Source organism: Pseudomonas eutrophicaquae (assembly GCF_023544715.1).
In the GTDB taxonomy this organism is placed as follows: domain Bacteria; phylum Pseudomonadota; class Gammaproteobacteria; order Pseudomonadales; family Pseudomonadaceae; genus Geopseudomonas.
The window spans coordinates 1-9,649 of sequence record NZ_JAMJEZ010000039.1 but is presented as its reverse complement, the minus strand read 5'-3'; the positions used below and the strand labels follow the sequence as shown (position 1 = coordinate 9,649).

General features: G+C 58.1%; 7 protein-coding genes and 1 pseudogene. All 8 read left to right on the top strand.

What is annotated here, in order from left to right:
* Positions 1-98: 98 nt before the first annotated feature.
* The 8 genes and pseudogenes from MXC11_RS11890 (at position 99) to MXC11_RS11855 (ending at position 9,530) form a co-directional block, all read left to right on the top strand.
* Positions 99-1,586, top strand: a complete 1,488-nt coding sequence (locus MXC11_RS11890; RefSeq protein WP_041110729.1) for an efflux transporter outer membrane subunit — start codon at positions 99-101, stop codon at positions 1,584-1,586.
* Positions 1,587-1,715: 129 nt separating this feature from the next.
* Positions 1,716-2,276 (top strand): recombinase family protein, encoded by a 561-nt coding sequence (locus tag MXC11_RS11885; RefSeq protein WP_250010391.1) that lies wholly within the window; start codon positions 1,716-1,718, stop codon positions 2,274-2,276.
* A gap of 46 nt (positions 2,277-2,322) precedes the next feature.
* Positions 2,323-2,688 (top strand): annotated as a pseudogene (locus MXC11_RS11880) (histone-like nucleoid-structuring protein, MvaT/MvaU family).
* Between the two features lie 145 nt (positions 2,689-2,833).
* Positions 2,834-3,088: a DUF4258 domain-containing protein gene (locus tag MXC11_RS11875; RefSeq protein ID WP_250010390.1), complete on the top strand. Its 255-nt coding sequence runs from the start codon at positions 2,834-2,836 to the stop codon at positions 3,086-3,088.
* Between the two features lie 30 nt (positions 3,089-3,118).
* Positions 3,119-4,885 (top strand): N-6 DNA methylase, encoded by a 1,767-nt coding sequence (locus tag MXC11_RS11870; protein WP_250010389.1) that lies wholly within the window; start codon positions 3,119-3,121, stop codon positions 4,883-4,885.
* Between the two features lie 77 nt (positions 4,886-4,962).
* Complete coding sequence (locus MXC11_RS11865; RefSeq protein ID WP_250010388.1) at positions 4,963-7,362, top strand: type I restriction-modification system subunit M; 2,400 nt, start codon at positions 4,963-4,965, stop codon at positions 7,360-7,362.
* Positions 7,359-8,567 (top strand): restriction endonuclease subunit S, encoded by a 1,209-nt coding sequence (locus MXC11_RS11860; protein ID WP_250010387.1) that lies wholly within the window; start codon positions 7,359-7,361, stop codon positions 8,565-8,567. Before MXC11_RS11865 ends, MXC11_RS11860 begins: the two co-directional genes overlap by 4 nt.
* A 45-nt stretch (positions 8,568-8,612) precedes the next feature.
* A complete protein-coding gene (locus tag MXC11_RS11855) occupies positions 8,613-9,530 on the top strand; it encodes a hypothetical protein (protein WP_250010386.1) in 918 nt (305 codons plus the stop codon).
* Positions 9,531-9,649: the final 119 nt, after the last annotated feature.

The window sequence follows — 9,649 nt, the reverse complement described above, 5'->3', positions numbered from 1 at the left end:
ATTATCGACAACTCGACGAGTCAGCCCTGGCGGCATGACTCAAACCAGAGAGCCTCCGGAGTTCCCGGGGCGGTTCAAACCTTTCGTGGAGCATTTTTATGGAGCACGCTAAAACATGCCAGCGCCCCATCAGCCTCGAAAGACGGCTTGCGGCAACTTACCTGGTAGCTGGTCTGGTCACCGCCGGTCTGGCCGGTTGCGCCGCCGGCCCTGATTTTCAGCGTCCCACCGCACCCGATGTGGCTCGCTACACTGCAACACCGGTGGCTGATAGAACCGCGTCCGCTCCCACGCAGTTCGGCGAAACACAACGTCTAGTCGAAGGGCTTCCGATCGAAACGCAATGGTGGCAAAGCTTGGGTTCATCCACACTCGACGGACTGATCAACGAAGCTTTCCATGTCAGCCCGACGCTGGCGAGCATCAGCGCCAATTTGCGACAGGCGCAGGAGCTTCTTGCCGCACAGGTGGGCTCGACGCAGTATCCACAGGTAGATGTCGCACTGGGATCTCAGCGCCAGCAAATGAGTCCCAGTAGCCAAGGGTTGAGCGGAGACGCACGTCAATTCAGCCTCTACAACGCCAGCGTTGGCGTGCATTACAACCTCGATCTGGCTGGCGGCAACCGGCGCGCACTCGAAGCCTTGGCTGCTCGCGCCGACTACCGTCGCTTCGAACTGAATGCTGCGCGCCTGGCCCTTGCCGGCAATATGGCAACCGCTGCCATTACCCGAGCACGCCTCGCCGCGCAACTAGAAGCCACTACTGCCATTTTGCGCGTGCAGGATGAGCAACTGCGCCTAGCCCATGAACGCGTGCGTATCGGTCAGGCCTCACCTGATGAAGCGTTGAGCCTACAAGCTCAGGCGGAGCAAACGCGGGCAGAACTGCCTGCGCTGCGTAAACAACTGCAACAAACCGAACATCTACTGGCGGTGCTAGCCGGTCGTGCCCCAGGCACGGGTGGCATCCCGGCCTTCACTCTGGCCGATTTCACTCTGCCCGTCGAGATGCCGCTCGTCGTGCCCTCAGAACTGGTGCGCCGCCGACCGGATATCCAGGCGTCAGAGGCGCTGTTGCATGCGGCCAATGCAGACTATGGTGTGGCTGTCGCCAAGCTCTACCCACAGATCAACCTGAGCGCCAACCTTGGCTCTCAAGCGCTGACCACCGGTACCCTGTTCGGTGGTGGCTCGGCAGTGTGGGGCCTGGTTGCGCAGCTCACCCAGCCTCTTTTTAATCCAGGGCTACCCGCTGAAAAAAGAGCGGCGCTCGCCGCTTTTGATGCCGCCGCAGCCAATTACCAGAGCGTCGTATTGGAGTCTTTGCGTAACGTCGCCGACACCCTGCGCGCGGTGGAAAGCGATGCACAAACTTTGACTGCCCTCGCTGCCGCTGATATGGCTGCACAGGCCTCCTTGCAGTCGGTCGAGCGGCAATACCGGCTGGGCGCGGCCAGCTACCTGCAACTGCTCATCGCGCAGGAACAGGCACAGTCAATCCGGATCAATATGGTTGCGGCCCAGGCACAACGCCTAGTCGATAGTGTTGCTTTATATCAGGCCCTGGGAGGTGGTGTCAGTTAAGGATATACCCTATCCAGACAGCCCGAAACCCAGCTCCCGCACGTCTGGATAGGGTAATTTTTCGCATTATTTGACATGTGTCCGGCAGCTCTATAGGGTTCACCCTTACACATTTACCCTGGAGACGGCATGCACGGACAGCGAATCGGCTACATCCGGGTCAGCACCCTCGACCAGAACCCGGATCGACAGCTCGAAGGAGCCCAGGTGAGCAAGGTGTTCACCGACAAGGCCTCCGGCAAGGACACCCAACGCCCCCAGCTCGACGCTCTGCTCAGCTACGTTCGCGAGGGCGACACCCTGGTGGTTCACAGCATGGATCGCCTCGCCCGCAACCTGGACGACCTCCGCCGCCTGGTGCAGCAGCTAACTGGCCGCGGTGTGCGGATCGAGTTCGTGAAGGAGGGACTGACCTTCACCGGCGAGGATTCGCCGATGGCCAACCTGCTGCTGTCGGTGATGGGGGCCTTCGCCGAGTTCGAGCGTGAGCTGATCCGCGAGCGGCAGCGCGAGGGCATCGCCCTGGCCAAGCAGCGCGGCGCCTATCGTGGGCGCAAGAAAGCCCTGAGCGACACCAGAATCGCCGAGCTGCGCCGTCGCGCCGAGGCTCGCGAACCAAAGGCCGCCTTGGCCCGCGAGTTCGGGATCAGCCGGGCCACCCTCTATGAATACCTGCGCGACGGCGAGTAGCCGGCCGTATCCAATTTGATTCAGTTACGAAACCAAAGGAGACGACATGTCCAAACTTGCCGAATTTCGCCGTGCTGAGCAGGCCCTCAAAGAACAGCTGGCCCTGCTGGAGAAGCTCCAAGGCGACAGTGGCCTCAAGCGCGAAATGGAGTTCGAAGACAAGCTGAAGGCGCTGATGGCGGGCTACGGCATGGATCTGGATAGGGTGGTCGACACCTGGAGCCGCGGGCTATCCAGCTTGAGCAGGCTGTACCGGCTGCCGTGAAGCAGCGCCGTTCCCGTCAGGTGAAGGTGTATGTGCAGCCGGTCACCGGCAAACGCATCGAAACCAAGGGGGGCGAACCACGCCCAACTCAAGGCCTGGAAGGCTGAGTTCGGGGCTGAGGTGGTGGAGGGATGGCGGCAGAGCTGATGCTGGCTCCGCAGGAAGTTCGACAGTAAAGCAGCACGCACTATTTAAAGGCATCAAAACCAAAAAATAGGCATCTTTTGCCTAGTTGACGCATGGCGGCTTTAAGAATACTCTTTGCTCACGGTCAGCCAAGGAGTACCCCACCATGCACGCCACCCACCACTGCAAGGCCCGCCAGGCTCAGCGCGGCATTCCCCTCAAGATGGTCGACTACGTTCTCACCCATGGCAGTCAGAGCCGGGACAAGATCATCTTCGGCGATCGAGAGGCCAAGCAGCGTCTGGCCGAGCTGGACGAAGAGCGTCGTCTGCTCATGAAGATCAAGGACAAGGGTGGCGTCGTCGTCGTGGCCAGCGGTGAAGCGGTCATCACGACCTACAACCTCACCAGCCGCAACTGACCCCTGCATTCAGCCATTCCAGGACGTCACATGAACGAGAAAATCTTCTTCCAGCTGCTGGATTCCACACGCGGTCTCGGCCTGATCGCGCAGCAATCCACCTCCCTGGTTCTGCAACTACTGTGCTGGTGGAAGCTGTCGAAAGAGTCGACCGCTCTTCCCGAGGAGCTGCGCATCGCTCATCTGCTCGACCGCGATCTGAGCGCACAGCATGAGGCACTGCGTCAGGTGCAGACCTATGCCCAGTTTCCGTTCATGGACGAGAGCGTCTGGCAGAACCTGCGCGGAGCCCGAGACATCGCCCCGCTGCTGCAGAAAATCAGTGCCTTCGAGGCTCAGGGCTTCCTCGACAAGCTGATCCTGGATGACGCCGCCTTCTGGTCGTTCGACCGCCGCGACAGCAGTTTCGCGTCTGCGCCAAGCCTGTGCGAACTGCTGATTGAACTTGCCGGGATAAAAGCCGCGCAGAGGGTGTATGTCCCTTGGGACAACTCCGGGCAGCTCGCATCCAGGGTTGTACGGAGTGGCGCTACAGCCTTGGTCGAGACACGGAACCCGACGCTCCCCGCTCAGATTCTCGGGCTGGCCAACATAAGTGGCTGGGACATCAATGACACTGATCCCGTGGGGGTTCCCGCTGCACTGGATCAAGGCATGCTGATCCGATTCGAGACGGCAGTCTGCATCCCCCCGATGGGACTGCGTTACTCCACCGAAGTCCTCGAAAATGACCTGTTCGACCGCTTCGTCGAAAAGACCCCGGTGGGCAACGTGTTGCAGATTCGTCACCTGCTGGCCCAGACCCGCGGCCGGATCGTTGTGGCGATACCCAACTCAATAGTGTTCGCCGCGGGCAGCGAGCGTCAGCTGCGCGAGCGGCTGGTCGAGGCTGGCCAACTGGAAGCGGTCATCGCCCTGCCTGGCGGCCTCTGTGCCGGTGCCGGTGTTTCTCTTTCGATTCTGCTGCTGAATCCACAAGGCGGCGCGGAGAGCGTACGCTTCGTCAACGCCGCGACCGAGGCGTTCACCGAGCGTGCAGCCAAGAAGCGCATCGAGCTGAAGAACCTCGACACCTTGCTGGCCGAGATTGCTGGCCAGGACGCCACCGAGCATGCCGTCTCCGTATCGCGCCAGTCGATTGCGGACAATGACTACTCCCTGGAGGTCGGCCGTTATGTGCTGGACGAGGATGCCCGCCAACTGGAGCACGTCCTGCAGCGCTACAAGATGCGCAAGCTCAGCGAGTTCTTCGAGGTCATCCGCCCGCGTCAGCACGCGACCTCTGCCAACGGTGCCGAGGTGTTTGAAGTCCAGGCCCAAGACATTCCGGCCTACGGCTACATTCACAGCGCCAATAAGGAAGCCCTGTTCGACCTCGGTTCGGCCAAGGCTTCGAGCTATTTCATCAGACCCGACGATGTCCTGATGACCTTCAAAGGGACGATCGGCAAGGCCGGTATTGCCCGGGAGGTTCCCGACAATAACGAGGGTGGCTGGATCGCTGGGCAGTCGCTGGCCATCCTGCGCAGCAAGCGGCCGGATGAGTACCCACCGAAGGCGCTTTTGACGTACCTTCGTTCCGACATCGGGCAGGCACTGCTCAAGCACATGGCAGTAGGGGCCACCATTCCCTCCATCCAGCTCTCGGCCCTCAAGGAGCTGGAAATCCCCGTCCCCAGCGCGGACGAAATGAACAGGATGGTTCAGGCATTCGAGCAGGAAGCCCAGATCGAAAACGAAATTCAGCAACTACGCGCCAAGCAGGCCACCATCGCGGCCAGCCTCTGGATCGCGTAGCCACAGTCCGCTCCGGACATGGATATGCCGGCAACCCGCGTTGCCACACCAAACAATCGAAGGAAGACACCGCCACCATGGCCATCAAGAAATCCGAACTCTACTCATCCCTGTGGAAGTCCTGCGACGAGCTGCGCGGCGGCATGGATGCCTCGCAGTACAAGGACTACGTGCTGGTCCTGCTGTTCGTCAAATACGTCTCCGACAAGTACGCCGGCAACCCGCATTCGCTGATCGAGGTGCCGGCCGGCGGTAGCTTCGCCGACATGGTCAAGCTCAAGGGCGACAAGGAAATCGGTGACAAGCTCAACCAGATCATCGCCACCCTAGCCGAAGCCAACGGCCTGACCGGGGTGATCGACGTGGCCGACTTCAACGACCAGGAAAAGCTCGGCAAGGGCAAGGAGATGGTCGACCGCCTGTCCAACCTGGTCAGCATCTTCGACTCCCCCGGCCTCAACTTCAAAGGCAACCGCGCCCAGGGCGACGACATCCTCGGTGATGCCTACGAATACCTGATGCGCCACTTCGCCACCGAGTCCGGCAAGAGCAAGGGCCAGTTCTACACCCCGGCGGAAGTCTCGCGGGTGATGTCCAAGGTCATCGGCCTGGCCGGGGCCACCGACAGCAACCAGAGCATTTTTGACCCGACCTGCGGCTCCGGCTCGCTGCTGCTCAAGGCCCACGACGAGGCCAAGGCCGCCACCGGCCTGGACCTGGCCATCTACGGCCAGGAAATGGACAACGCCACCAGCGCGCTGGCCAAGATGAACATGATCCTCCACGACTGCCCGACCGCCGAGATCTGGAAGGACAACACCCTCGCCGCGCCGCACTTCAAGGACCCGCTGGGGCTGCTCAAGCTGTTCGACTTCATCGTCGCCAACCCGCCGTTCTCTACCAAGGCCTGGAGCAACGGCGTCAACACCGTCGATGATCCGTACCGGCGCTTCGAGTATGGCGTCCCGCCGGAGAAAAATGGCGACTACGCCTTCCTGCTGCACATCCTCGCCAGCCTCAAGGCCAGCGGCAAGGCGGCGGTGATCCTGCCCCACGGCGTGCTGTTCCGCGGCGGCGCCGAGGCGGCGATCCGTAAGCGCATCCTCCAGCAGGGCTTCATCAAGGGCATCATCGGCCTGCCGGCCAACCTGTTCTACGGCACCGGCATCCCGGCCTGCATTCTCGTCCTCGACAAGGAAAACAGCACGGCGCGCAAAGGCATCTTCTTCATCGATGCCAGCAAGGGCTTCATCAAGGACGGCAACAAGAACCGCCTGCGCGAGCAGGACATCCACAAGATCGTCGACACCTTCAACCAGCAGCGCGAGCTGCCGAAGTATTCGTGCCTGGTGGCCCTGGCCGAGATCGAGGCCAACGACTTCAATCTGAACATCCCGCGCTATATCGATGCCTCCGAGACCGAAGACCTGCAGGACATCGAGGCGCACCTCAAGGGCGGCATTCCCGAGCGCGACCTGGATGATCTGGCCGCCTACTGGCAGGTCATCCCCGGCGTGCGCGATGCGCTGTTCGCCCCGCTGCGCGAGGGCTACAGCCAGCTCAAGGTGGCCATCGGCGAGATCAAGCCGACCATCTTCGCTCACCCCGAGTTCCGCGCCTTCAACCAGACCGTCAGCGAGCTGTTTGCCGACTGGCAGGCCCGCAACCGCCAACGTCTGCACGGCATCGCCATCGGCGACGCGCCCAAGGCGCTGATCGAATCCCTGGCCGAGGATCTGCTGGAAACCTTCAAGACCGCGCCGCTGCTGGATGCCTACGACATCTACCAGCACCTGCTCGACTACTGGGCTGCCACCCTGCAGGACGATGTCTACCAGCTGGTCAGCGATGGTTGGCAGGCGCAGATCGTCGATGCCGCCGGCAAACGTCAGCCCAACAGCGACCTGCTGCCGGCCGAGCTGATCGTGCGCCGCTACTTTGCTGCCGAGGCCGCCGCCATCGAGCAACTGGAAGCCGCACGCGACGCCATCAGTCGCCAACTGGAAGAGCTGGACGAGGAACAGGGCGGCGAAGACGGCCCGCTGGCCGAGGCCAAGACCGACAAGGGCAAGCTCACCGCCGCCAGCGTGAAAGCCCGCCTCAAGGCCATCAAGGCCGACCCGGACGCCGAGGAAGAGCGCGCCGCTCTGAGCGCCTGCCAGAAACTGCTGGAGCAGGAAGCCGCCGCCAAGAAGCAGGCCAAGGATGCCCAGTCCGCGCTGGACGCCAAGGTCAGTGCTCAATACGGCCTACTGTCCGAAGCGGACCTCAAGCAGTTGGTGGTCGAGGATAAGTGGCTGGCCAGCCTCGCCGCAGACGTGCAAAGCGAGCTGGATCGGGTCTCCCAGGCGCTGACTCGACGCGTCCGCGAACTGGCCGGGCGCTATGCCACGCCGCTGCCACAGCTCAATGCGCAGGTCGAGGAACTGGCAGCGAAGGTCAATCAGCATCTGGCCAAGATGGGGTTTGCGGTATGACTGATGAAATCAAGCCAGGGTACAAGCAGACTGAAGTTGGTGTTATTCCGGAAGAGTGGGATGTTCGCTCTGTTTTTGAAATATCAGATCGACAAAAAAGTCTGTTTGATGATGGCGACTGGATTGAGGCTGAATATATTACCAAAGCGGGAATTCGCCTCGTACAGACAGGTAATATTGGGGTCGGTGAGTTCATTGATAAGGACTCAAAGAAATACATATCTGAAGAGTCGTTTAAGGTTCTTGGTTGTAAGGAAATAAAGGCAGGGGATATATTGATTTGTCGGCTGGCGGAGCCTGCTGGCAGGGCATGTATTTTTCCTGAGACTGCAGATAAAAAATCAATAACATCAGTTGATGTGACTATATTTAGACCAAAGTACGGTTTCGCTGATCGCGGTTACTTAAATCAGTACCTTTCAAGTCGTCAGTGGTTTTCATCTGTATCGGTAAGTGTTGGAGGGACGACGCATAAGAGGATATCCAGAAGCGCCCTTGGCGAAATTCCAGTGCCGTTCCCTAGGGTTGAGGAACAAATTGCTATAGCTTCGTCGCTCATGGATATTGATTCCATGGTTATTATTCTTGAACAGCTGATCGCTAAAAAGCGCGATATTAAGCAAGCTGTTATGCAGCAGCTGCTGTCCGGCCAGAAACGCCTGCCTGGTTTTAGTGGGGAGTGGGAGGTGAAACAGTTCGGCTCCACCCTTAAACGTATTAATGCAAAGGCGCATCAAATCCAGACATCTGCCTACCAAACAACCGGAAAATATCCGGTCGTGGATCAAGGGAAAGAATCAGTTATCGGCTTCTCTGATGATGAAGATAAGATTTACCGTAATAGCGATGAAGGGGTGATAGTTTTTGGTGACCACACTTGCATTGTTAAGTTTGTTGATTTCGATTTTTTAGTCGGCGCTGACGGAACGCAAGTTATTCAGGGGATGAAAGGGCAAAGTACCCGCTTTCATGCCTTTCAGCTGCAATATAGAGGGATTGAGCAAAGTGGGTACAATCGCCACTTCAAGATTTTGAAAGAGCATGTTTTTCAAGTGCCGCCACTGGATGAACAAAACGCTATAGCCGCCATTTTTTCCGACATTGACGCCGAACTGGCTGCCCTCGAAGCTCGCCGCGACAAGGCCCGCCAACTCAAGCAGGGCATGATGCAGGAGCTACTTACCGGACGGATTCGTCTCAAATAAAAAAACACGGAGAGGTACTCTGATTTGAAAATACCAAAGAGAAAGATGGAATCCTTTTTTGAAAAGGCATCGAAGGGTAATGTTGTTCAATCTGTAAGAAGAATGATTTTTACGCATTGCTCTGAAGCAATGAGCGAGACCGGGCGCTACCATGCTGATCTCGTTTACAATCACGGGGGCAGCTGCATCTTTATAAAGTTTGAGCAGAAGTTCTTCATCCTGACTGCTCAGCATGTTATAGATGCTCACTACATCGAGCCACAGAATGAATCGCCATTCTTTACTCATCTCTTCGCTAAGCGTGGATGGCAGGAGGCTACTGATCTTGGCTTCCCTATTCGCGGATGGCGTATCGGAGAGCTTATTAAGAGGAGCTGCAGCAATATTGACAATGATGATATTGTGCTGGTAGAGCTAGGGGATATATTTAGATACCCAGATAGTTTTATTGATCTGGACTCGCGCTACGCGCCTAAAGGCGTCGATTTTAGTGAGCTGTATGAGGGGATGCTTCTTGTTGTCTCTGGTTATCCGATCAATGAGAATCCAATCGACTACCCCTATGGCGATGAGTTCAACTGCGCCACGATTATAAATAAAAAAATACGCCTTGGGATTTGCAATAAACTTGGGGATTCTTATTGCGTTAAATTCCCTGATGGAGCCTCGCACGACGATCTCAATGGAATGAGTGGTGGGGTAGTTAGCAATGTCATGCCAAAGGCCAATCAGACCGAGTGGGTTGGCATGATCCAAAAAGGAGGCGGTGGCTTGCTTCACTTCTATCCAGCATGCTGGATAATCCCGGCGATAAAGAGGTTTCGCGAGGCTAGCTACTACGCAATCGATCCAGCCCAAGCTTTATCAGATCCACACTTTCAAGGATCGCCTGAAATCATTGGTGAACGAAAGAAATATTACGATAGAATTAAAGGTTTAACGGCAAGAGTTCTTTCGGCCTAGGTAAGCCAAGGTCATTGAATAACGCCATAACGGACAGACAGGGGCGGTTGCAGGAGCTGAGTGCAACACGGCTACTGGAGTGAAGCAGGCGCCTCGTGATGTTTGGCCATCAACTCGGT